Below are 22638 nucleotides of genomic sequence, written 5' to 3' on the forward strand. Positions count from 1 at the left end.
TCACCGGCCGCGTACGGCAATTGACCCCCTTCACACACACAGATGATCAGGGTGCGCGTATCCTGGGGTGCAAACTGTGTAAAACCAATCTAGGAGGTTTAAATGGCCGACCAGGACGCCGTAAAGGATGAGTCCAACTTCCCGATCGTCCGCGACGGAGTTGCTTCTTACCTGCACGACAGCGATCCCGAGGAAACCCGCGAGTGGATGGAATCCCTCGACGGCCTGCTGGATCACGCCGATCCAGAACGCGCCCGCTTCCTCATGCTCCGCGTGCTCGAGCGTGCGACCGCCAAGCGCGTTCCGATGCCTGCCCTGACCTCCACTGACTTCGTCAACACCATCCCGACCAACATGGAGCCGGAGTTCCCAGGTGACGAAGAGCTGGAGAAGCGCTACCGCCGCTGGATCCGTTGGAACGCAGCCATCATGGTGCACCGCGCGCAGCGCCCAGGCATCGGCGTCGGCGGCCACATTTCCACCTACGCGGGCGCTGCCCCGCTTTACGAGGTCGGCCTGAACCACTTCTTCAAGGGCAAGGACGATCCTTCCGGCGGTGACCAGATCTTCTTCCAGGGTCACGCTTCCCCGGGCATGTACGCCCGCGCGTTCATGGAAGGCCGCCTCAGCGAAGAAGACCTCGACGGATTCCGCCAGGAAGTTTCCCGCGGCGAAGGCAAGGGCCTGCCTTCCTACCCGCACCCACGCCTGATGCCTGATTTCTGGGAGTTCCCAACCGTTTCCATGGGTATCGGCCCGATGAACGCTATCTACCAGGCACGCTTTAACAAGTACCTGGAGACCCGCGGCATCAAGGACACCTCCGATCAGCACGTCTGGGCCTTCCTGGGTGACGGCGAGATGGACGAGCCAGAGTCCCGCGGCCTCCTGCAGACCGCCGCGCTCTATGAGCTCGATAACCTCACCTTCGTTATCAACTGCAACCTGCAGCGTCTCGACGGCCCGGTCCGCGGCAACACCCAGATCATCCAGGAGCTGGAGTCCTTCTTCCGCGGCGCTGGCTGGAACGTCATCAAGGTCATCTGGGGCCGCGGTTGGGACAAGCTTCTCGACGCCGATAAAGAAGGCGCCTTGGTCAACATCATGAACACCACCTCGGATGGTGACTACCAGACCTTCAAGGCAAACGACGGCGCGTATGTCCGCGAGCACTTCTTCGGCCGCGACGAGCGCACCCTCAAGCTGGTTGAGGATCTTTCCGATGACGAGGTCTGGGCACTGCGCCGCGGTGGCCACGACTACCGCAAGATCTACGCTGCTTACGCGAAGGCACTGTCCAACAAGGGCACTGGCAAGCCGACCGTCATCCTGGCTCACACCATCAAGGGCTACGGCCTGGGCCACAACTTCGAGGGCCGCAACGCAACCCACCAGATGAAGAAGCTGACTCTGGAGGATCTGAAGCTCTTCCGCGACAAGCAGGAAATCCCGATCTCCGACGAAGTTCTCGAGCAGGATCCTTACGCACCGCCGTACTACCACCCAGGCGAGGACGCACCGGAAATCAAGTACATGCTGGAGCGTCGTAAAGAACTCGGCGGCTTCCTGCCGGAGCGCCGTGACAAGTTCACCCCGCTGGTCACTCCGGGCATCGAGAAGCTGCGCTCCGTGCGTAAGGGCTCGGGCAAGCAGAACGTTGCCACCACTATGGCGCTTGTGCGTACCTTCAAGGAGCTCATGCGTGATAAGGAGCTGGGCAAGCGCATCGTTCCGATCATCCCGGACGAGGCTCGTACCTTCGGTATGGACTCCTGGTTCCCAACCATGAAGATCTGGAATCCACGCGGCCAGAACTACGTGCCAGTGGACAACGAGCTCATGCTCTCCTACCGCGAGGCTACCGACGGCCAGATCATGCACGAGGGCATTTCCGAGGCAGGCGCTACTGCGTCCTTCACCGCGGCTGCAACCTCGTACGCCACCCATGGTGAGGCTATGATCCCGCTGTACATCTTCTACTCGATGTTCGGTTTCCAGCGCACCGGCGACTCTTTCTGGGCAGCCGGCGACCAGCTAGGCCGCGGCTTCATCATCGGCGCTACCGCAGGCCGCACCACCCTGACCGGTGAGGGTCTGCAGCACATGGATGGTCACTCCCCGGTTCTGGCTTCCACCAACCCGGCTGTTATTTCCTACGACCCAGCATTCGGCTACGAGGTGGCTCACCTGATCCACCGCGGCATCAACCGCATGTACGGCGAGGACTCCGAGGCAGTCATGTACTACCTGACCGTGTACAACGAGCCGGTCTCCCAGCCAGCTGAGCCGGAGAACCTCGACGTCGAGGGCCTGCACAAGGGCATCTACCACTACAACACCGCTGAGTCCGGCTCCATCCCGGCCAACATCCTGGCTTCCGGTGTGGGCGTGCACGAGGCACTGCGTGCGCAGGACATCCTGGCTAAGGACTACGACGTCAAGGCATCTCTGTTCTCTGTCACCTCCTGGGTTGAGCTGGCTCGCGACGGCGCGCGCCGCAACAAGGAGGCGCTGCAGAAGGGCGTCGAGCCGACCGAGGCGTTTGCTACCAAGCAGCTCAAGGGCTTCGATGGTCCGTTCGTTGGTGTTTCCGACTTCACCACCGACCTGCAGGAGCAGATTCGCCCTTACGTTCCGGGCACCTACATCGCTCTGGGCGCAGACGGCTTCGGCTTCTCCGACACCCGCGAGGGCGCTCGCCGCTTCTTCAACATCGATGCTGAGTCCATCGTCGTGGCAGTCCTCGAGGGCCTGGCACGCGAGGGCAAGGTGGAGCGTTCCGTCGTCGAGGAAGCAGCGAAGAAGCTGAAGCTCGATGACCCGACCGCCACCGAGTCCACCTCCAGCGACGAGGACTAAGAACTCGCTCTAGGACGGTTTAGGCCGCTCCTCGGTTGCCCTCCTAGCTGGGCGCCGAGGGGCGGTCTTCTCGTTTTGCGGCGCGGCCGGGGCGCAGAAGGGCACAGAAGGGCGCAGGCTTGTCGTACAACGAGCTCGCTGGCCGACCGGCCAACTGGTCCCATTGGTTGGGTCCCCTACTAAGGGTAGTTTTACGAGTAACCGGTTCCGGTCAGAAGCCGCTGGTGGTCCCTTTACCCCGCAAAGGGACCAAACGAATGGGACCAAACCAGCGGGGGCTCTGAGAAACAAGTGGAGGCGCGCGGTGGTCGGTAGAGGGCCGGCAAAGGGCCGGCGGCCGCGGCAACGCTAGTCCACCAACGGAACCAAGAGTCGGCCAAGCGCCTCCGAGATGGCCTCGGGCTCCTCGAGGATGACCATGTGGCCTGCGCCGTCCACCTCAGTCAGCCGGGCGGCCGGCCAGTGATCCAAGATGACGTCCGACTGGCTGCGCGGGGTCACGATATCGGCTGAACCCACGATGACCTCACCGCGCAGGCGGGCCAGACGGTCGGTGGCAGCATACTCGGAGTGGTCGAGAAGGTCGTCAAAGAAGCCCGTGTAACTGGACAGCGGCGTGTCCATCAGCATGGCTACATGGAACTGCAGCTTCTCCATCTGCGGAAAACCCGCCAGCAAAGCAGCAAACAGCGGCGCGACCCACTGCGCGACCTCAAAGCGGATGCGGTCCATCCGCCCCGGCAGCCGCATGCACGCGTTATACAAACTGCCCAGCGCCTTCGACTCGAGAATCTGCGCCACACCCTTTGCCGCAAAGCGGCGCATCGACGTCGCAATCAACAGCGCCGAGTCAACGCGCTGGTACACCTCGTCCGGCGCGCGGCGAATCACATTGAGCGCCACCATTCCGCCCAAAGAGTGCCCCACGACCACGAGCTTGCCGCGGGAGGCGCGCTTGGAAAGGACAGCGAGGACGTCGTCAGCCGCGGCGTCCACCGTGCACTGCGCGGGGGTGACTTCGGTGGAAAGGCCGTGGCCGCGGATGTCGACAAGCAGGCAGCGTATCTCCGGGAAATGCCGGCGCATGTAGTCCACCTGACTGTAGTAGGCCTCCGCGGACAGGCAGTAGCCGTGGATAAACACCACAGTGATGTCCGAGTCCTGCGGGCCGACCTCGTACCACGCGATGTCCAGGCCATCGTTGCGCACGGTGCCCAAGGAATCGATTCCAGTCAGCCCAGGCTCGTCCGTGTGATTGTGCAGGGACTCGTACATGAGGTGCTGTTCGTTGCGACGCGTCGGCCGCAAACGGCGCGCCCAACTGCGCGCAATCGTCTTTGCTCGAGCCCTATGAACCATGATTCCACCAATACTACTCGGTCACCCATTCGCGGAAGAATACTAGACTAGGACGCATGGCAAACGACCTTTCCGCCCAATTGCAAGCTCGCTTCAACCAAGCCCCTGAAAAGGAGGATAAGCGCCAAGACACTTTCGGCGCGGTGGCTGAGCTCATCAAGAAAGTCACTGGCAGCGCGGAGGACGTAGAGCGTGAGGCCGCCCTCGAGGACTTGGGCGTGGATTCGCTCGAGCGCATCGAGCTGGCTGTGCGCGCCGAGGAACGCTTCAAGGTGCGCTTTGACGAGGCCGCAATGAAAGACATCCACACCGTCGGCCAACTGACCGAATACCTAGATAAGCATATGGAGGTTTAGCTTTGATTTCTTACCTATCCGATATGGACGGCGTCCTCATCAAAGAGGGCGAGATGGTGCCCGGTGCCGATAAGTTCATCCAGGCGCTCTATGACAATGACATCGAGTTCATGGTGCTGACGAATAACTCGATGTCCACCCCGCGCGATTTGTCCGCGCGCCTGCACAACACGGGCTTGAAGATTCCGGCCGAGCGCATCTGGACTTCCGCCACCGCCACCGCAGCATTTTTGACCACCCAGACGGGCGAGGGCAAGGCTTATGTGGTGGGCGAATCCGGCTTGACGACGGCCCTCCATGAAGCAGGTTGGGTACTCACCGACAACGACCCAGACTTCGTGGTCTTGGGCGAAACGCGCACCTACTCCTTCGAGGCTATTACCACCGCCATTAATCTCATCCGCAGCGGCGCGCGCTTTATTGCCACCAACCCTGATGTCACGGGCCCGGCGCCGCAGGGCGTGTTGCCGGCAACGGGTGCGGTCGCGGCACTGATTACCGCGGCAACCAACCGCGAGCCTTATTACGTGGGCAAACCAAACCCGGTCATGATGCGCTCGGCGCTCAATAACATCGGCGCGCATTCCGAGAACACGGTCATGATTGGTGACCGCATGGACACCGATGTGAAGTCCGGCTTGGAGGCCGGCCTGCGGACCATCTTGGTGCGCACTGGCATTAGCGACGATCGCGAAATCCAGCGCTATCCATTCCGCCCGAACCAGGTGCTGGATTCGGTGGCAGATTTGGCTGATCGCGTCACTAGCCCCTTCCCCGAGGACTAGTTCTTCGGAGCTAGGGCTAGATTGTAACGTCAACGCGCGCGCTGAATGCGTGCTCGGTTGATAAGAGCTCGACTTCCCTTTCGAGGGCGGCGAGCTCTTTTTGCGTGCCGGTGATGACTTGGCGGCAGCCGATACCCACGCGTGCCGGTACGACGGCGCGCACAAGTTCGGCGTCACCGGGCATGTCCCGGTACCACCGTGTGCACCACTGGGCGGTGAGTGGATCGTCGCCGGGGACGATGAACTCTGACTCAGTGGTGATGCAGCGTGCCATGGCACGCTCTACTGCCGGGCGTAGCTTGCGGGGCATCCCCGCAATGGTGAGCACGGCGGTGTGCACCTGACCGGCATTGCGGTGCGGCCAGGCGCTGGGTGCCGTTGCAGTGGCGACGGCTTCGTGAACGCGAGTATTCACGCCGATTCTCCTTCGACATGTTTAAAGCAACGCTTCGCAGACCTCCCTAAAAGGGGTGGCCTCCAAGTGCTGCCAGACGAGCTTCGTCTTCCCCAACGAACTGTCTGCGCGTTGGGGCCGATTCTCCCGCGTCACATGAGCCCCATCAACCCTAAACAACCACTTCAACCCCCGTTTGATAAACCTCAACCAAAGGTTGAAAATTCACACGAGGAACAGTAGTTAACAAGAGTTTTCAGAAACCCCACTAGTAACGCCTATCGCACCTGACACTCCTTCCAAATCGCTGTGTTCGCCTCCGCCCACAAAGGCTTGGCCCAGTCGCCAAAATCGCGATCCGTCAGAGCCACCATAGCCCAATCCCCCGCCAGCCACAGATAGGTTCCGGACATACCGAAGTGGCCTACAGCGCTGGAAGGCAGCGCGCCCATCCACTGCTGTTTCTCGCCGTGGATCTCAAAGCCCAAGCCCCAGGTGCAATCCTTGAAACTTCCATAGCCCGGCACAATTCCACGCAGGCCAGGAAATTGCACGCGGCGCATCTCGGCCACAGTGCCTGGGTGCAACAGCTGCGGCGAATAGACTTCGGCGGTAAAGGCCGCAAGATCACTGACCGTGGTCACCAAACCGTGGCCGGCAGATCCCTCAAGGCGCGTCGAGCCCATCCTCAGCGGAGCAAACACACCCTCGCGCAGATACTCCGGAAAAGGCATTTCCGTGGCCTTTTCCACCATCTCTGCAGCCCACTCGTAGCCGGCTGAGGAGTAGATGCGCCGCTCGCCCACCGGCTTTTGCTGTTCGCGGGAATCAAACTTCACGCCCGAAGCATGCGCCAGCAGGTGCCGCAAAGTCGAGCCTTCCGGTCCGGCGGGCATATCGAGGTCCACCGCGCCTTCCTCCACGGCCATGGCAATGCCATAGGCCACCACCGGTTTGGTCACCGATGCGACGGAGAAGGCCCTGTCCAGCGCGCCCACCGACTCAACGATTTCGCCGCGATACAGCAGCGCCCCAGCGATATTGTCAGCCGGCCATTCGGAAATCTTGGAGAACTCACTCATGCATTCCAGCGTACCCAGACCCACCCTTCTGAAAGGCCAGAAAAACGCTACGTAAACCGCAAGTAAAGGCAAAAATAAATCTTTCTCCCCGAGTTGCGAGCTTTCCAAACCGGAGAATATTTGGGGAACATGAATATTTTTCCGCGAAACAACTCTCAGAAGGATGCGCCTGCCAGCCGCGGGTTTAATCGCCGCCGCTTCCTCCAAACCAGCAGCGTCGCCTCCGCCGCGGCGCTGACCGCGGGCGGGCTTAGCCCGGCCAACGCGCAGAGCTCACTTCCCGGCAACAAACGCCAGCTCATCGATCCGCCAAAGGGCGAGCTACCTTTCCTGCACGGCGTGGCCTCCGGCGATCCGATTCCGGATTCCGTCATCCTGTGGACCCGCGTTACCGCCTCCCCTGAGGCAATGCCGGGCTCCGGCGTGGGCCCCGACGTCACGCTCGAGTGGGAGGTGGCGACGGATGAGGAGATGCGCGACGTCGTCAAGCGTGGCAGCGTGGTAGCCACAGCCGAGCGCGACCATACCGTCAACGTGGACCCGCACGGGCTTAACCCCGAAACCACGTACTTCTTCCGCTTTCGCGTCACCGACGGCGAGCACGCGGGCAAGGCAAGCCCGGTCGGACGCACGAAGACTGCCCCAGCGGCGAACGCTTCCCCGGAGCAGCTAACCTTTGGTGTGGGCTCCTGCGCTAACTGGGAGTCGGGCTTTTTCAGTGCTTATACGGACATCGCCAAGCGGGCGCGCGCCGGCCAGCTGGATTACATGATTTTCTTGGGCGACTACATCTATGAATACGGCGTCGGCAAGTACTCGGGCTTTGGGCCGGTGCGCCACCATCACCCGGCGCACGAGATTGTTTCGCTGCAGGATTACCGCGTGCGCTTCGGCCGCTACCGCACAGACCCAGAGTTGCAGGCAGCCCACGGCGCACTGCCTTGGATTGTGGTGTGGGATGACCACGAAACAGCCAATAACTCCTGGGCCGGCGGCGCCGAGAACCACGATCCGGCAACCGAGGGCGACTGGAATTCCCGGCGCGCCGGCGCGATGCAGGCCTACTTCGAATGGATGCCGGTACGCATGACGAATCCTTCGCAAGATGGCCACATCTACCGTTCACTAACCTTCGGTGATTTGGTGGAGCTGACCATGATGGATCTGCGTACCTACCGCGACAAGGAGCTTTCCTGGGACCCGGCGGGCTTTGCGAAGGAGGACCGCACAATGCTGGGCTCCGAGCAATATGAATGGCTGCTCGGCAAGCTGGAAACCTCGCAGACCGCGTGGAATATGCTGGGCAATTCTGTGATGTTTTCCCCGCTTAACCTGATTACGCTGCAGCAGGATCCGCAGACCGAAAAGGTCTCTTCCGCGCTTTCTTCCAATATCACGGGCATCCCCGTCAACGGTGATCAGTGGGATGGCTACAGCGCTGAGCGGCGCCGCGTCATCGAGGCACTGGCCGCCAAGGGCTCCCAGGCGCTCTTCGTCACCGGCGATATCCACACTGAGTGGGCACACAACATCACCCACCAAGGCAACATCATCGGCGCGGAGCTGGTGTGCGCTTCGGTTACGGCACCGAACATCAACGAGCAGTTGAAGCTTCCACAGAATAACGCGCTTTCCGACGCCGCCGAGCACATCCTGCGCAGCGCCAACCCGCACTGCAAACACGTGGACTTGGATAACCACGGTTATTCTTTCGTCACCGTGCGCCGCGAGGAAGCGGAGATGCATTGGCTGCGCGTAGATGACATCTTGACTCCCGGCTCGCCAGTTCGCGATAGCCTCACGATGACGTGGCGCAAGGGGCAGGGCTTCAAATAAGGGCTTTAAATAAGGAATTTACCCCCGGTTACCCCCAATCTGGTTGCTTGTTAACGTTTCCCCGCGCGTTTCGATATCCATTACGCGGCGCGCGGGCGCCGTTGGGAATCTCGCCCTATTCCCCTTCACTTATTGCCCTATCCTCCCTATCTCTCAAGCGCCGTCGCTTCCCCCAGCGGCGGCGCTTTCTTCTGCCGCAGTGGGCTCCGCGCTAGGCACCGCGCTCTGCGTTGCTGTTTCAGCAGGTGCGGTGGTGGCGGCGTCGGAGTCAGCGCCCGAGGAGCCCGAGTGCGAGTCCGCCCGAGAGCCGTCCTCACTGGAGCCGTCCTCACTGGAGCCGTAATCGGCAGAGCTTTCCGCGCTTGTGGTTGGCTCCGCGGCCTCGGTCGGGGTGGTGGTCCCCGCGGCAGGCGGGGTCTCCGCCGAGGAGGCGGCCTCCTCCCCCGGCGCGACTGGGGCGGGCGCTTCCGAGGTAGCGGCATCGCGCTGTGACCAGTAGGCAGGGTTTAGCCAACCGGTGCCGGCGTCCTCCGGATTCCAGGAGGCAAAGATGAGCAGTCCGGTAATCGCAAGTGCCGCCAGCAGCGTGGTGGTAGAAGAACGCACGCGCCCACCGGCAGTCCACACGTACTGGAACTTGCTGCTTGGGGTATCCGTACGCCAGATGCCGGTGGCCGACTTTTCTTCCTCTTCCACATCCGCACTCGCGGGCTTGCCGGGGCCATGGTCCTTGGCTTTGGCAACTTCCTCCAGAGCGGTGTCGTCATTGTCTGCGTTGTGGGCGCTAGCGCGCGCTGCGGCGCCATCCGCGCTTGCCGACGCCGCCACTGCCGCGCCCAGCCCCTTTTCCGCCGCGGTTTCAGGGCTGCGCTCGATTCCGGGCTTTTCCGCGGAGCTGGAAAGGCCTGCAGGAAATACGCCAGCCGCGTTGCCAGGCAGGTTGTAGTGATCCCAAAACGCCGAGAGCAGCGCGGAGCGGATTGCGCGCTCAACCGCCCACTGCCGCGAAGGGTTGACCTGCACGAGCACGCGGTATTTAACCTGCCAAGGCTGGCCCGCAACAGTTGGCTCCACGATGCCGGTGGCAGAAAGGATCTCGAGCTCGCCGGCGACGTCGCCAGCAATGGCCGGATCCTTGATGGCCTGCTGGGAGATCGTGCGCACCTGAGAAGTGATTTCCTCAAGGGTCTCGCCCTCGTGAAGCGGCACCGAAAGGTCCACTACAGCGCGGGACCAATCCTGCGAGAAGTTGGTGATAACGCCCGCCGAGCCATTGGGCACCATGACCACCTCGCCCGTGGGCGTGCGTACCTTCGTGGTGCGCAAGGTCAGCGCCACCACGGTTCCCTCCACGCCCGTTGTCCCCTCAAAGCTCACGTAGTCACCGACGCCGAATTGCTTTTCCGAAAGGATGAAAAAGCCCGCGAGGAAGTCCCCGATTATCTTCTGCGCGCCAAAACCAAGGGCGGCAGAAACCACAGTCGCCGGGATTGCCGCGCCCAGCGCCGGCACGCCCACGTTCGAGAGTGCGGCCAGCACGAGCAGGAAATAAGCCACCGCCTGCAATACGTAGACCAAAGCGCCGCCCAAGGCCAGGCGCGCCTTCGTGGACTCTTCGCCTTCATCGAGCCGCGATTCCAGGACGCGGATGGCCAGCCGACCCAGCCGCGGCACCAACATGCCCAGCAGCAACAACGCGACGAGCGGCAGGACATGGTCGATTCCGACCTGCCACATCCGATAAAAGAAGTAGCCAACGAGGTTCATATTTTTAGATTAGCCAGGATTCCGCAACGACAACCGGCTAAAAGCTAAAAATGCGCTGTTAGCCTTTGGCGCGAGTCAGCTCAAAGTAAAACGGCTTTCCCTTCCAGCTGAAATGTGGACGCGCGATATCGGTGTCATAGCCACCAACCACGTTGGATTCCCACAGCGGCAGCGCCGGCAGGTCATGCAAAAGGATGGACTGTGCTTCCACCAGTTTTTGCTCTTGGACCTTTTTATCGAGTTCGGAATTGGCTTCCTTGAACAGCCTGTCGAATTCCGGGTTATTAAAGCCGGACTCGTTGAGCAACGAGTTAGATGCAAAGACCGGCTCCAGGAAGTTAACTTCCGAGGGGTACGCGGCCTGCCAGCTGGAACGGAAGGAACCGCGCATCTGACGGTCCGTTACGGCTTGCCGGTACTTCTTAAAGGGCGTAAAAGCACGGCCATAAGCCTCGATACCAAGTGTCTCTGAAACCTGTTCAGTTACCGCATCGACCCATTCCGCATGCCCGCCATCCGCGTTATATCCCAGAAGGAATGGCCCCGTCCACGGCGAGATGGCGTCAGCCTTTGCCCACAGTTCGCGTGCCTTTTCTGGGTTATAAACCAGTACTTCCTGACCCGGAATCATCCCCATCTCAGGGCAATATTTTTGGGTGGCAAAACATGTAACCGGAGTGACGGTATCGTCCAAGACTTCGTGCGCGATGCGGGTGCGATCGAAGGACATGGAGATGGCGCGGCGTCGCAAAGCGCCGGCCTCTCCGCGGAACATCGGGTCATTGGCCGGGATGGTGATGAAGCTGAACATGGCGGAAGTCTCGTTGAAGCTTCGCCCGTCCAGTTCCTCCTCAAAGCGGTGGATATGCGTGATCGGCACATCCGTGACCAAGTCCAGCTCGCCGCGCTGCAGGGCAGCATAGGATTCCTCTTCGGTCTCATAAAAGCGAAACTCCAGCCCCTCGTTACGGGACTTTCGCGGGCCGGCGTATTCCGCGTTTGGGATGAGGTTGATCTTTTCATCCTTATCCCAGTGCGCTAGGCGGTACGGACCGTTGCCGATGGGGTTCATGCCATATGCGTCATAGCCCTTCTTGGCTGAAGGATGCATGGGGAAAAAGACCGAATGGCCTAGACGTTTCACGAAGTCCGCGGTAGGCTCGGCCAGCTCAATGTGGAAGGTCCTATCGCCTGTTACCTTAAGACCACGCATGGTGGGCTCGCCCTCCCCAAATCCCAGAATCGGCTTGAAGAAGTAGGAGGAAAGCATGTTGTTTTGAACAGCTGCGTTCCAGGAATCCACGAAGTCACGCGCACGAACTGAAGAGCCGTCGGAGAACTTCGCATCCTCCCGCAAGACGACGTCGTATTCAGTAGGCGAGGTCTGGGTAATCTTCTGCGCGACGTCGTATTCCGCCTCGCCTTCCTCGTTGAGGTAGACCAAGCCGGAGTAGATGAGATTAACGATGGTCGCGCCCGGCACATCGTTGATATCCGCTGGCAGCAGCGGGTTCTGCGGCTCCGCGCCGTCAGTGGTGATGAAGTCAACGCCCGAGATATCCGGGGTCTGGTCCGGGGGAACACACGCCGATAATGCCAATACCAGGGTGGCGGCTGCGCTAACGCTTAATACGCGCTTTAACATGACGTTTCCCCCTTTCCACTTATATAAGGAATCGCCTCGGAAAACCTGAAAGATTCCACCGCATAAGCTTATATGAGTGCCCAGCTAAGCAGAAGAAAAGGTGAGTTTTTACACTTAAGTATCCACTTTTTAATTCTGCTTCTTATAGCGCTGGACTAAGTGCTCCACCAACTCATCGGTCAGCTTTTCATCCGAGAGCACGATGTCTAGGTTCTCACGCTGCTCCTTGAGCATTTCTGGATCGAGCAGCGGTGCATCCTCGTCATAGTCCTCATAGGAATCGCCGCTTAAGTCCACGCCGATTTCCTGCAGGATGCCCTTGGATTCTTGGCTTAGAGCTTCCTTATTCTTCGCGGCAGAATCGGAGTTGGTGGCTGGGATGGCCTCACCGTGGAGCTGCTCCATGGTGTCGGTGAAGGACTCAAGAAGCTCGGTGGCATCGCTGGTGGCGGCCGCACGGAGGCGACCATTTTCCACTTGCTTTTCGATGCGGCGCTGCAGGGCCTTTTCCATCTGCTGGTGCCGCCAGCTGCGCACCTTGGAGGGCTCTAGGCGACGCCCCACTGCCCGGCCTTTGCTCTCGGCCTTGCGCGCGAGCAGCATGACCTGCGCCGCAGTATCGTTCAGCGGCGCCCATTCCTGGCGGGCAGGAATGCGCCAGCCGGCCCAGATGCCGAACAAGGTCAGGATGAAGGAAACGACCGGGCCCACCAGCATGCCAGTGGCCAGGTGGTCGAAGGAATCGGCCACGAGCACCACTGCGGCACAGGCCACCGCGGGGATCACCGTGGGCTGATTATCGCCAAAGACGGCTGGCTCGCGGCCCATACTGATGTCACGGATCATGGAACCGCCCGTTGCGGTAAACACGCCCATCATCACGCACGGGATAAGCGGCAGGCCATAGGTCAGCGCCTTCACGGTACCGGTGGCCGCCCACAGCGCGGAGACTATGGCATCCCCGTGAGATTGGATATAGTCCCAGGTTCTGCCTTTGAAGTAGAAGAATCGTGCAATCAGCGCTCCGGCGAAAGCAAGATAGAGGTACTCCGGCTGCGACATAGCAGCGACAGTGCCGCGGTTGATGAGGACGTCACGGATCATGCCGCCGCCCAAGGCCGAGAACATCGCGATAAAGAAAAAGCCCACAATGTCATAGCCGCGCTGGCGCGCAAGCGTGCCACCGATGATCCCCATCAATAACACGCCGCTGACGTCGGACCAGTAGTACAGCGCCTCAATCAGCGGATCCACCTCAACATTCATGATTCCAGTCTATGGGCAGAGGCGCCCTACGGCGGGGAAGTTCTTAGTCTTTTTCCACCCGCTCATCACGTCGGCGATGATGCCGCCGCCGACGGCGGTGGGCCCGCCGAGCAACGCCAAAAAGACAAATAGGCCGCCGGCAATACTGCCAGCGGCCTATTTAGGAGGTGTCTGTACTAGGTACTAGCTACCTAGTGCTATCCAAGTTTTTACTTGATGGTCTTGCCGTCTACGCCCTCGGTCTCGATGCGCTCCTTGCGCAGATCCTCGGAGACGCGCTCGGTGTCGGTAACTTCCTTCTTGTTCAGCTCAACCTTCTCAACCGGAACGGTGTCCTTCTCAACGCGGACGCGCTCCTCGTGGAGGGTGACGGATGCTTCGTCATCGGTCAGGTCACTCTTGCCGCGCAGGGAAGCAGCCTCTTCCTCGGAGATTGGGGTGCGCTCGACGCGAACCTCTTCGCGGGTAACCGGAACCTCAACGTTCTCGGTCTCGGTTACGACATACTTGCGCAGGCGAACCTCACCGGTCTCGACGCGCTCCTTGTTAACGTCCAGCTGCTCCTCGGAACGAACCAGGGAATCGCGGCCATCAACGTCAGCGTGGGTGTGGCCAGCGTTCTTGGTGTGGTCTGCGGTCTCGGTGCCAGCAACATGAGTCTCGGTGCCAGCAACGTGGTCCTTGTGAGCGTGCTCCTTGTGCTCTGCACCAGCAGCGTGCTCTGCACCAGCAGCAGCGCCAACGCCTGCACCTGCACCAGCGCCAGCAGCCAGGCCAGCGTTGTTCTTATCGGAAACGTCGTGGCGGCCGCCGGTGTAGGCCTGCTCGTCCTTCATGGTGTCAACGCCGTAGTGGCGGAAGATTTCGTTCTGGTCGTTTGCGCTAAGAGCCTTGTCGGTGTCAACGCTTGGAGCATCCTTGATGCGCTCCTTGTCGAATGCGAGGATGAGGTCATCTTCGCCAGCGAACTTGTGGCCGCGCATCGGAACGATGGACTCGCTCATGCCGAACAGACCGTGGCTAACCTCAACGAAGGTTGGCTGACCGGAGTTGTCATCAACGAATACTTCCTTGACGGAACCCAGCTTGTCGCCGTTTACGTCGTATGCGGTCTTGTTGAACAGGTCCTTGATATCGCGTACATTCTGGTTAGTCATGATCTCCTCTTTCTTTAAAAAATAGGTAACTATCAGGCCGTTTGGAAAGCCTAAGCGTTTGTGCTAGCTCGCTTTACGGCGCTGAAGCCCACAGTACGGAAGTCGCGAGATTCCGCCACCGCAATGTATGGACATCGCCTGCCATAAACCTGTGAAATGTCTTCATTCAAGCGTTAAAAGCCAGCTTATAGGGTTAGATAACGGTTAGGTCACAACCCATAATTTTCTTAAAATTAATGGCACCAGACGCGAAAGGGGGCGTAACGCGCTCAGCGTTACGCCCCATCTCCTTCCAGGCATCACGGCCTAGGGCAAAGAACTTGCAGCTACATGTCGAAGAAGACCCGCAGATCCTCTGCAATGGCATCCAGGCGGGCCGGATCCGGGGACTCCAGGTAGCACTTGAGCTTCGGCTCGGTGCCAGACGGGCGCACGATGACGCGGTCATCGTCCACGGTGTAGAGCTTCATGCCTTGAGCAAACTTTTCTGCCTTTGCAATCTCCGAGCCCGCCAGTTGAGTCGGTGGGGTCGAGGTGATCTTTTCCATGCCGCGGGTAATCAGCGAAAGGTCTTCCACACGGAAGGTCAGCGGAGCGGTGGCCAGGCGGCCCACGGTGGAGTAAATCTCTGCGAGGCGATCCTGCAGGGTGATGCCTGCATCCTTGCACTCCGAGGCCAGGCTGGCCAGAACAACCGAGGTGGCAACGCCGTCTTTGTCGCGCACGGCCTGCGGGTCGGGGCAGAAGCCGATGGCTTCCTCGTAACCAAAGCTCAAGTCATGGGTGCGAGCAATCCACTTGAAACCGGTGAGTGTTTCCTCATGCGGCAGGCCGTAGTGCGCGGCAATGCGGCCCAGCAGACGCGAGGAAACCAGCGAGTTAGCAAACGTTCCACCCACTCCCCTGCGCGCCAGGTAGTCACCCAACAAGGCGCCGGTCTCGTCGCCGGTGAGCTGACGCCAGACGACGCCGCCTTGCGCACCGTGCGTCGGGATAGCGGCCGCGCAACGGTCAGCATCCGGGTCGTATGCAATAAGGATGTCCGCGCCGATCTTTTCCGCGTGCGCCTTGCCCAGGTCCAGAGCGCCGGGCTCTTCCGGGTTGGGAAAGGAAACGGTTGGGAAATCCGGGTCCGGCTCGGCCTGTTCCGGCACGAGGGAAACCTCGAAGCCGACCTTCTCGAGCAGCGCGGTGCCCAGCTTTGCGCCCACGCCGTGCATGGCAGTCAGCGCAATCTTGGCGCTGGTGGACTGCCCCACCAGCTTGGCGGCGCGCTCGAGGTACTGCGCGCGGGTATCGACTTCCTCGATGTTGTCGGCGGAACGCGGCACTTCGTCGGCAGGCGGCGCCGCAGCAATAGCCGCTGAGATCTCTGCATCCGCCGGGGAGACCAGCTGCACGCCGTTGGCATCGCCGGTGGCCACGCGGCCGCCCAGGTAAACCTTGTAGCCATTATCGGCTGGCGGGTTGTGGGAGGCGGGGACCATGATGCCGGCGTCGGCGCCGAGCTCGCGCACGCTATAAGCGGTCAGCGGCGTGGGGTTCTGCTTGGGCAGCACCAGGGCACGGCCGCCGGCAGCGGAGATGACCTCCGCAGCATCCTGGTAGAAATCGGCCGAGCCGTAGCGGGCATCGCAGCCGATGACCACGACTGGGTTTTCCACCTGCTGCTTTAGCCACGAAACCAAGCCATAGGTGGTGCGGATGACCACGGCACGGTTCATGCGGGACTCGCCTGCCCCAACGGCGGCGCGCAGGCCAGCGGTGCCGAAGGCCAACGGGCCAGCGAAGCCGGCGGACAAAGCAGCTTCGTCGCCAGCCTCAATCCAGTCCAAGACCTCGTCACGGGTTAACGGGTCTGGGTCGTGTTCGGCCCAGGTGCGAGCGTATTCAACAAGTGACATTGTTTCCTCGATTCAGCTTCTAAGCCACTAGTTTTCTAGGTCCGCCAGCACCGCAGCGGAGGAAGACAGGCCGAGGCGGGTGGCGCCGGCGTCGATCATCGCCTGCGCGTCCGCGCCAGTACGGATGCCGCCGGAGGCCTTCACGCCGAGGCGGCCACCCACGGTATCTGCCATGAGCTTTACCGCATGCACGCTGGCGCCGCCGGCTGGGTGGAAGCCGGTGGAGGTCTTGACGAAGTCAGCACCGGCAGCCTCGGCGGCGCGGCAGGCGGCAACAATCGCGTCGTCGGAAAGCGCGGCGGACTCGATGATGACCTTCAGGACCTTGCCCTGGCAGGCGCTGCGCACGGTGCGGATCTCTTCCTCAACTGCGTCGAAGCGGCCCTCAATGGCCAGCGCGATGTTGATGACCATGTCGATTTCCTCGGCGCCGTTGTCCACGGCAAGGCCTGCCTCGGCGGCCTTGATCTCCGGCTTGACGGCGCCGGAGGGAAAGCCCACGACGGTTGCCACGTGTAGACCCTCGGGAACCTCGACCGGCAGCTGGGACGGGGAAATACACACCGAGTAGGTGCCCAGGCGCTGGGCTTCCTCGATGAGTGCGGCGACGTCCTGCGCGGTGGCTTCCGGCTTGAGCAGGGTGTGGTCGATCATGGATGCGACGTTGGATGACATTTCTTCTCCTTTAAGCGAGTGTTTCGGAAGCGTCGACGGAATCCGCGCGAGACGCCGATCGCGCCTCGCGCGCTTCTTTGCGCGCCATGATGCGGTCGGCCACGACGTAGAGGACGGCGCCACATGCGCCAACGGCGGTCAGCACGCCGAGGGCAAGGTTGAAGCCATCGCTTACGTCAATGAGTTTTGCGGTGTACGCGATGCCGAGCGGGATGGCGATGTTGATGGTCAGGTTGTAGAAGCCGATGGCAATGCCGGACTTCGCGGCCGGGATGTTTTGCAGCGCAGTGTTGACCAGCGGTGCATACATCAGCGCGAAGCCAGATGCGAAGGTCACGATGGTCACGGCCAGCACGGCGACGTGCTCCTGTACGAAGAGAGCGGCTACGGCCAGGGAGCCGACGATCATGACCAGTGCGGTGTAGATGGTCTGGCGGGAGTTCAGGACTTTGCCGATCTTGCCGGAGAAGACACCGACCAAGATGGCGCAGATGTAGCCCGGAATCATCAGTAGGCTGGCGCGGTCAATGCTCATGCCGTGCAGCTCGTTGGCCGCAAATGGCAACAGGAAGATGTAGCCCAGCTGCGTGGAGTAGATGAAGAACACCAGGGTAATTGCCCACACGTAGCGGCCGTTGGTGAAGAATTCCGGGCGCACCACGGGCGCCTTAGCGGATCGGATGTGCAGCGTAAATCCAATCACTGCCACGACGGCCAGGATGAGCCACTTCCAGTCGAACGCCTGCATGAACATGGTCAGCGCGGTGGCAAAGAAGCCAACCAGGATAAGGCCGAGCACGTCCAGGCTTGACTCCACTGCTTCGTCCTCGGGCACCATCTTGTGGATGGCAGGAATGCACAGCACCAGGATGAGCGGCACGAGGAACATCGCGGTCCACGAGATGTAGGTGGAGATAAAGCCGGAGGTCAGCGCGCCAATCAGCAGGCCGGCTTGGAAGGCGGCGGTGGAAAAGCCGAGGTAGGTCTTTTGGTCTGCTTCAGATAGGTGCTTGGTCACGTAGATGACGTACAGGGTTTCCGCGGCGGCTAGGCCGGTGGTCTGAATCAGGCGGGCGGCCAGCACGATGGGCCAAGAGCCCGAGCCCACGAAACCAATAACCGAGCCGACAGCCACGAGGAGCACACCGGTGATCATGAGCTTGCGGATGGACACGGAGTCCGCCAGCGCCGCGTAGACCACGGCGCCGATGCCGATGATGACGCCAGCAAGGGATGCCTGCAGCGAGGCAGTGTTGTCATCAATGCCCAAGCCTTGCGCAATCGGCATGGTCATGGTCTTGAAACCATTATCCACCACGAGGGAGAAGACGAAGCAGAATAGCAGCACCGGTACGGCTGCCTTGGGGTTGAGGGCTGCATCGACGCCGCGCTTTACGACGCCCGATGGCTTAGCGTTTGTAGCTTTTGACATGGCTTTTTAAGCCATCCTTCCTAGTCCAGGCCTGCCAGTGGCAGTGCGAGCTTCATCATGGTGTGGAATGCGGTCTGGCGTTCCTCAGCCGAAAGGTGGGTATCGGCAGCGATGTTGTCAGAGACGGTGAACAGACCGAGGGCGTTCACGCCTGCCTCGGCAGCGGTGGCATAAAGCGCAGCGGATTCCATCTCGACGCCGAGCACGCCCATGTGTGCCCAGCGGTCATTGACGGCCTGGTCGAAGTTGTAGAAGACATCGGAGCTCAAGACATTGCCGACGTGGATGTGGGCATTCTGCTTTTCTGCCTCATCGACGAGTGCCTTGAGCAGCTTCCACGAAGCCGTCGGAGAGTACTGGCCCGGCAGGTTGTACTGGCTCAGGAAGTTGGAGTCGGTGGAAGCGGCGGAGGCGACGATGACATCGTGCAGGTCGATGTCCTCCTGCAGTGCGCCGATGGAGCCGACGCGGATCAGGTTCTTCACGCCGTAGTTGTGGATTAGCTCCCAGGAGTAGATGCCGATGGAAGGCATGCCCATGCCGGTGCCCATGACGGAGACGCGGTGGCCCTGGTAGGTGCCAGTGAATCCGAGAATGTTGCGGACCTCGTTGAACTGGACGACGTCTTCCAAGAAGGTATCGGCGATGAACTTTGCACGCAGTGGGTCACCTGGCAGCAAGATGGTCTCTGCGATTTCCGCGCCCTTGGGGTTGATGTGCGGGGTGGCGATTTCGGTGGAAAATTCGTTTGCGTGTGCGGCTTCAGACACGGTGAACTCCTATCGGAAGGACAATGACTTTCAGGCATTACACTACCGCAGCCAGCACAAATGTCAATGATGCTATTTACATTTGTTCACCTTTATGATACGGCTCACTCCCCTGCTAGAACGCGCTGCGCCGTGTTGTGATCGATGACCAAATGCGTGGCCAATCCTTGCTCGAGTACCACCCGGATGGCGTCGGCCTTTTCCGCCCCTCCGGCAACGAGGACGCGTGCCGGCCGCGCCGCCAGGGCGTCGAAAGTAATGCTCACCGTTCGCACGTCCACCTCGGGCACAGCGACGCGGCCTTCAGCGTCAAAGAAGCGGGAGCAGACATCGCCTACCGCGCGCTCCAAGATGAGCTGCGTTTCCTCCCCACTGAGATAGCCCAGGTTCAGCGCCAAAGACTCGCGCGCGGCCGCGCCCACCGTGAACACCGCGACGTCGACCTGGGAGCCCATCTCCACGATGTGGGCAATATGGCGATCCTTTTCCACCCATTGCTTCGCCTCGGCCGAATCGAAAATGACAGGCAGCGGCAGCATAAAGGTCTCCGCATTGAAGGCGCGCGCAAAGCCCTGGAGGGTGGCGAAGTCCTTGGTGGAGCGCTGCGTGTGCGAGTGCCCGCCCTTGAGCTGCACCACCTTTACCCCCTCGAGCGGCAGCTGGCGCAGGTGCTCTGCCACGGCGGACATGGTCTGGCCCCAGGACACGCCGACGCTGGAGCCGTCGTGGACGAGCTCTTCGAGCAGCGCGGCGCCAGCTGCGCCTAGGTCCTGCATGAGGTTGCCGCCGCGTGGGGTGGTGACCACGCGGGCGTCGGCAAGCGCGAAGTGCTCCTTTAGCTCACGCACCAGCTCATCGGAGCGTTCGCGAGGATCGTTGATGCTGATGACCACGAAGCCCTGGTCGTGCGCATGCTGCAAAAGCTTGGAGACGGTAGGGCGCGAAATACCCAGACACTGCGCTACCTCCGCTTGGGATAGGTGCGAGTTGTAGTACAGCTTGGCCACATCGAGGGCCTGACTATCGCGCGCATCAATCATGATTCCATTCAAGCACGCCCGCCCGGAAACGTAATGCTAACGGTGTACACCCCTATACGGGCCTGTACAAACGGATTAAATTCATTTCCCCATTGTTAGTTAGCAAAATTAAACCAATAATAATCGGTGTCAGCTCCACCGCGCAGCGCTCTCCCCGCCCCCTAACGGCGTAGCCAGACAAACACTAAGACTCCTCCGATCTCTAGAAAGGACGTTACCGTGCAAAAATCACTGCGCACCTACCTGCCACTGCTTGCTTCTGCTTGCCTGACCTTCAGCATCTGCCCCGCCGCCGTCGCTGCCGATGCTCCGAACACCGAGCTGCCTGAAAGCGCCCTCATTGAAAAGGCCCTCGAAGATCCAGTTGCTGACGAGAGCCCGGCTGAGGCCTCCGACATCGCAACCGACGCCAAGGAGCTTGACGACGCCGCGCCAAGCACCGACGCCGCAGCCCCCTCCGATAACAAGGTCGGCGACGAGTACAAGGCCTTCTACCACGACCCAGTCGAGCTCGAAGGCTCTGAGCCAGGCCAGCTCTTCCGCTCCGATGCCGTGCGCAATCCCGCCAACACGCTGGGCATTACCAACGTGGGCCCGTACAAGGCACAGCGCATCCTATACTCCTCCACCAACCGCAAGGGTGAGAAGATTCCGGTCAGCGGCATCGTGATTGAGCCGAAGGCGGAGTGGACCGGCAACGGTCCGCGCCCGCTCATCGCCTTCGCACCGGGCACCCAGGGTGTGGCCGACCGCTGCGCACCTTCGCGCAAGATTGCCGACGGCGTGGGTGACTACGAGCAGTTCTTCTTTGAGCAGTACCTGAAGAAGGGCTACGCAGTCGTGGTCACCGATTACGAGGGTCTGGGCACCCCGGGCATGCATACCTACATGGACCGTGTCTCGCAGGCACACGCCGTGCTCGATAGCGCCCGCGCTGCCCGCCAGCTAGAAGGCTGGGATATCAACGCCGATAACCCGGTCATCATCAACGGTTACTCGCAGGGTGGTGGCGCCGCCGCTGCTGCCGCTGAGCTTTACGACGACTACGCCCCAGAGCTCAACGTCAAGCTCGCCACCGTCGGCGCCGCTCCTGCGGATCTGACCTTGCTGCCGCCGGCTCTCGACGGCACGCTTTACTTCCTCTTCGAGTCCTTCGCCCTGCTGGGCCTTAGCAACTCCTACGACGTGGACCTGTACTCCCACCTCAATGAGGAGGGCAAGACCGTCCTGCAGAACGCCACCAACTCCTGCACCCTGGGTCTGACCAGCTTCGCGGGCAAGAAGATTGAAGACGTCAGCATCGATGGCAAGAACGTCGACGAGTTCATCGCTGAGGCACCTTACGACAAGATCCTGGCCGACCAGCACATTGGCTACGACGCTCCGTCCATCCCGGTGGTCATCACCCACGGCCGCGGCGACGATGTGATTCCTTTCTCCACTGCTGAGCAGCTGGCCAAGGAGTGGTCTGAGCGCGGCGGCGACGTCACCTTCATCCCGAACGACGCCGGCTCGCATGTGGCAGGCACCATCCCACACATCAAGGAATCCCTGAAAGCAATCGAGTCTGCTTTGCAATAAGCCGACAGCTAGAAGCCAGCTTCGCCACAGAAACGCTTCCTAACATAACCCGTGGTCCGAAAGACCGCAACGATAGAAAGGATTTATCCTATGAGTTCCATGAACGCCCTGCGCCGCGCAACCATTGCCGCCGCACTTCCAGCAGTTGTAATCGCCGGTGCCGCCAACGCCACCGCCGCTGAGACCACAGCCGGAACCCCGGCTGCCGACGCCACCACCACCGACACCGCCGCAACCGCCCCGGCTGCCGACGGCGCCGCAACCACCAACACCGGTGCTACCACCAACGGCGAAACCGACTCCGGTATCACCGCGGACACCCCGCTGAACCAGCTGTCCTCTGCCGACCCTGCTGCCCTCCTGCAGCTCGGCAGCTCCCTGCTCGGCGGCAACCGCCCGGACTTCTCCGATCTCCTCGGCGGCAACACCGACTCCAACAAGGAGAACCTGCCAACCGGCATCAACGCCTTGAAGCACGAGGCTGCACAGCTGGAGCAAGAAGCCGGCCACAAGCTGTTCGAGCTGAACGTCATCGATTCCACTCATGTCCATGTCGGCTTCGCTGAAACCTACGACCTGCAAAAGGACGCCAAGGCTCTCGCTGCACTGCAGCAGACCGCCGAGACCAACGGCATCACCCTGACCGCCGACCGCTAAAGCGGCAGAAAGTCAGGCAAAGTACGAAAGTACTTCCTCTTCTTCAGATAGCCACCCCGCGGCGCAGTAAATC

General features: G+C 61.0%; 18 protein-coding genes. 6 read left to right on the forward strand and 12 right to left on the reverse strand.

What is annotated here, in order from left to right:
• Positions 1 to 102: 102 nt before the first annotated feature.
• A complete protein-coding gene (aceE, locus tag HMPREF2935_RS10350) occupies positions 103 to 2859 on the forward strand; it encodes a pyruvate dehydrogenase (acetyl-transferring), homodimeric type (protein ID WP_070733108.1) in 2757 nt (918 codons plus the stop codon).
• 348 nt (positions 2860 to 3207) lie between these two features.
• Here aceE and HMPREF2935_RS10355 read toward each other — a convergent pair whose 3' ends face one another.
• Positions 3208 to 4218 carry an alpha/beta fold hydrolase gene (locus HMPREF2935_RS10355; RefSeq protein WP_070733110.1) on the reverse strand — a complete coding sequence of 337 codons (1011 nt, stop codon included), beginning with the start codon at positions 4216 to 4218 and terminating at the stop codon, positions 3208 to 3210.
• A gap of 56 nt (positions 4219 to 4274) precedes the next feature.
• Between HMPREF2935_RS10355 and HMPREF2935_RS10360 the strand changes: the two genes are divergently transcribed.
• Positions 4275 to 4574: an acyl carrier protein gene (locus HMPREF2935_RS10360; RefSeq protein ID WP_062043805.1), complete on the forward strand. Its 300-nt coding sequence runs from the start codon at positions 4275 to 4277 to the stop codon at positions 4572 to 4574.
• Positions 4575 to 4576: 2 nt separating this feature from the next.
• The gene (locus HMPREF2935_RS10365) at positions 4577 to 5359 is read left to right on the forward strand and encodes an HAD-IIA family hydrolase (RefSeq protein WP_061923793.1); all 783 of its coding nucleotides are present in this window, start codon (positions 4577 to 4579) and stop codon (positions 5357 to 5359) included.
• A gap of 16 nt (positions 5360 to 5375) precedes the next feature.
• Here HMPREF2935_RS10365 and HMPREF2935_RS10370 read toward each other — a convergent pair whose 3' ends face one another.
• Both HMPREF2935_RS10370 and HMPREF2935_RS10375 read right to left on the reverse strand, forming a co-directional pair.
• Positions 5376 to 5774 carry a hypothetical protein gene (locus tag HMPREF2935_RS10370; protein ID WP_070733112.1) on the reverse strand — a complete coding sequence of 133 codons (399 nt, stop codon included), beginning with the start codon at positions 5772 to 5774 and terminating at the stop codon, positions 5376 to 5378.
• Between the two features lie 257 nt (positions 5775 to 6031).
• The gene (locus tag HMPREF2935_RS10375; protein WP_070733114.1) at positions 6032 to 6835 is read right to left on the reverse strand and encodes a serine hydrolase domain-containing protein; all 804 of its coding nucleotides are present in this window, start codon (positions 6833 to 6835) and stop codon (positions 6032 to 6034) included.
• 129 nt (positions 6836 to 6964) lie between these two features.
• Between HMPREF2935_RS10375 and HMPREF2935_RS10380 the strand changes: the two genes are divergently transcribed.
• Complete coding sequence (locus tag HMPREF2935_RS10380) at positions 6965 to 8671, forward strand: alkaline phosphatase D family protein (protein WP_070733116.1); 1707 nt, start codon at positions 6965 to 6967, stop codon at positions 8669 to 8671.
• 153 nt (positions 8672 to 8824) lie between these two features.
• Here HMPREF2935_RS10380 and HMPREF2935_RS10385 read toward each other — a convergent pair whose 3' ends face one another.
• From HMPREF2935_RS10385 to HMPREF2935_RS10425, 9 genes are all read right to left on the reverse strand, one after another.
• Positions 8825 to 10438 carry a mechanosensitive ion channel family protein gene (locus tag HMPREF2935_RS10385; protein WP_070733118.1) on the reverse strand — a complete coding sequence of 538 codons (1614 nt, stop codon included), beginning with the start codon at positions 10436 to 10438 and terminating at the stop codon, positions 8825 to 8827.
• 58 nt (positions 10439 to 10496) lie between these two features.
• Positions 10497 to 12083, reverse strand: a complete 1587-nt coding sequence (locus HMPREF2935_RS10390) for a peptide ABC transporter substrate-binding protein (protein WP_070733121.1) — start codon at positions 12081 to 12083, stop codon at positions 10497 to 10499.
• A gap of 129 nt (positions 12084 to 12212) precedes the next feature.
• A complete protein-coding gene (locus tag HMPREF2935_RS10395) occupies positions 12213 to 13349 on the reverse strand; it encodes a trimeric intracellular cation channel family protein (protein ID WP_070432651.1) in 1137 nt (378 codons plus the stop codon).
• Between the two features lie 209 nt (positions 13350 to 13558).
• On the reverse strand, positions 13559 to 14506 hold the full coding sequence (locus tag HMPREF2935_RS10400; RefSeq protein WP_070733124.1) for a PRC and DUF2382 domain-containing protein: 948 nt from the start codon (positions 14504 to 14506) through the stop codon (positions 13559 to 13561).
• A 326-nt stretch (positions 14507 to 14832) separates the two neighbouring features.
• On the reverse strand, positions 14833 to 16410 hold the full coding sequence (locus HMPREF2935_RS10405; RefSeq protein ID WP_070733126.1) for a phospho-sugar mutase: 1578 nt from the start codon (positions 16408 to 16410) through the stop codon (positions 14833 to 14835).
• A 27-nt stretch (positions 16411 to 16437) separates the two neighbouring features.
• Complete coding sequence (gene deoC, locus HMPREF2935_RS10410) at positions 16438 to 17085, reverse strand: deoxyribose-phosphate aldolase (RefSeq protein WP_062043788.1); 648 nt, start codon at positions 17083 to 17085, stop codon at positions 16438 to 16440.
• Positions 17086 to 17095: 10 nt separating this feature from the next.
• A complete protein-coding gene (locus tag HMPREF2935_RS10415) occupies positions 17096 to 18517 on the reverse strand; it encodes an MFS transporter (RefSeq protein WP_070733128.1) in 1422 nt (473 codons plus the stop codon).
• Positions 18518 to 18537: 20 nt separating this feature from the next.
• Complete coding sequence (gene deoD / locus HMPREF2935_RS10420) at positions 18538 to 19287, reverse strand: purine-nucleoside phosphorylase (protein ID WP_061923823.1); 750 nt, start codon at positions 19285 to 19287, stop codon at positions 18538 to 18540.
• Between the two features lie 104 nt (positions 19288 to 19391).
• Complete coding sequence (locus tag HMPREF2935_RS10425) at positions 19392 to 20327, reverse strand: sugar-binding transcriptional regulator (protein WP_070733131.1); 936 nt, start codon at positions 20325 to 20327, stop codon at positions 19392 to 19394.
• Between the two features lie 219 nt (positions 20328 to 20546).
• Here HMPREF2935_RS10425 and HMPREF2935_RS10430 point away from each other — a divergent pair, with 219 nt between their 5' ends.
• Both HMPREF2935_RS10430 and HMPREF2935_RS13075 read left to right on the forward strand, forming a co-directional pair.
• Positions 20547 to 21908: a lipase family protein gene (locus HMPREF2935_RS10430; protein WP_061923830.1), complete on the forward strand. Its 1362-nt coding sequence runs from the start codon at positions 20547 to 20549 to the stop codon at positions 21906 to 21908.
• A 90-nt stretch (positions 21909 to 21998) separates the two neighbouring features.
• Positions 21999 to 22565, forward strand: a complete 567-nt coding sequence (locus tag HMPREF2935_RS13075; RefSeq protein ID WP_061923833.1) for a hypothetical protein — start codon at positions 21999 to 22001, stop codon at positions 22563 to 22565.
• The last annotated feature ends 73 nt before the right edge of the window (positions 22566 to 22638 follow it).

It is taken from the genome of Corynebacterium sp. HMSC076D02 (assembly GCF_001813815.1).
Classification (GTDB): domain Bacteria; phylum Actinomycetota; class Actinomycetes; order Mycobacteriales; family Mycobacteriaceae; genus Corynebacterium; species Corynebacterium simulans.

What these genes read in the sequence shown, in the direction of transcription:
- HMPREF2935_RS10415 (WP_070733128.1), bottom strand. Translation starts at nt 18,517, where the DNA reads ATGTCAAAAGCTACAAACGCTAAGCCATCGGGCGTCGTAAAGCGCGGC.
- HMPREF2935_RS13075 (WP_061923833.1), top strand. Translation starts at nt 21,999, where the DNA reads ATGAGTTCCATGAACGCCCTGCGCCGCGCAACCATTGCCGCCGCACTT.
- HMPREF2935_RS10355 (WP_070733110.1), bottom strand. Translation starts at nt 4,218, where the DNA reads ATGGTTCATAGGGCTCGAGCAAAGACGATTGCGCGCAGTTGGGCGCGC.
- HMPREF2935_RS10390 (WP_070733121.1), bottom strand. Translation starts at nt 12,083, where the DNA reads ATGTTAAAGCGCGTATTAAGCGTTAGCGCAGCCGCCACCCTGGTATTG.
- HMPREF2935_RS10380 (WP_070733116.1), top strand. Translation starts at nt 6,965, where the DNA reads ATGAATATTTTTCCGCGAAACAACTCTCAGAAGGATGCGCCTGCCAGC.
- deoC (WP_062043788.1), bottom strand. Translation starts at nt 17,085, where the DNA reads ATGTCATCCAACGTCGCATCCATGATCGACCACACCCTGCTCAAGCCG.
- HMPREF2935_RS10385 (WP_070733118.1), bottom strand. Translation starts at nt 10,438, where the DNA reads ATGAACCTCGTTGGCTACTTCTTTTATCGGATGTGGCAGGTCGGAATC.
- HMPREF2935_RS10425 (WP_070733131.1), bottom strand. Translation starts at nt 20,327, where the DNA reads ATGATTGATGCGCGCGATAGTCAGGCCCTCGATGTGGCCAAGCTGTAC.
- HMPREF2935_RS10375 (WP_070733114.1), bottom strand. Translation starts at nt 6,835, where the DNA reads ATGAGTGAGTTCTCCAAGATTTCCGAATGGCCGGCTGACAATATCGCT.
- aceE (WP_070733108.1), top strand. Translation starts at nt 103, where the DNA reads ATGGCCGACCAGGACGCCGTAAAGGATGAGTCCAACTTCCCGATCGTC.
- HMPREF2935_RS10400 (WP_070733124.1), bottom strand. Translation starts at nt 14,506, where the DNA reads ATGACTAACCAGAATGTACGCGATATCAAGGACCTGTTCAACAAGACC.
- HMPREF2935_RS10405 (WP_070733126.1), bottom strand. Translation starts at nt 16,410, where the DNA reads ATGTCACTTGTTGAATACGCTCGCACCTGGGCCGAACACGACCCAGAC.
- HMPREF2935_RS10360 (WP_062043805.1), top strand. Translation starts at nt 4,275, where the DNA reads ATGGCAAACGACCTTTCCGCCCAATTGCAAGCTCGCTTCAACCAAGCC.
- HMPREF2935_RS10395 (WP_070432651.1), bottom strand. Translation starts at nt 13,349, where the DNA reads ATGAATGTTGAGGTGGATCCGCTGATTGAGGCGCTGTACTACTGGTCC.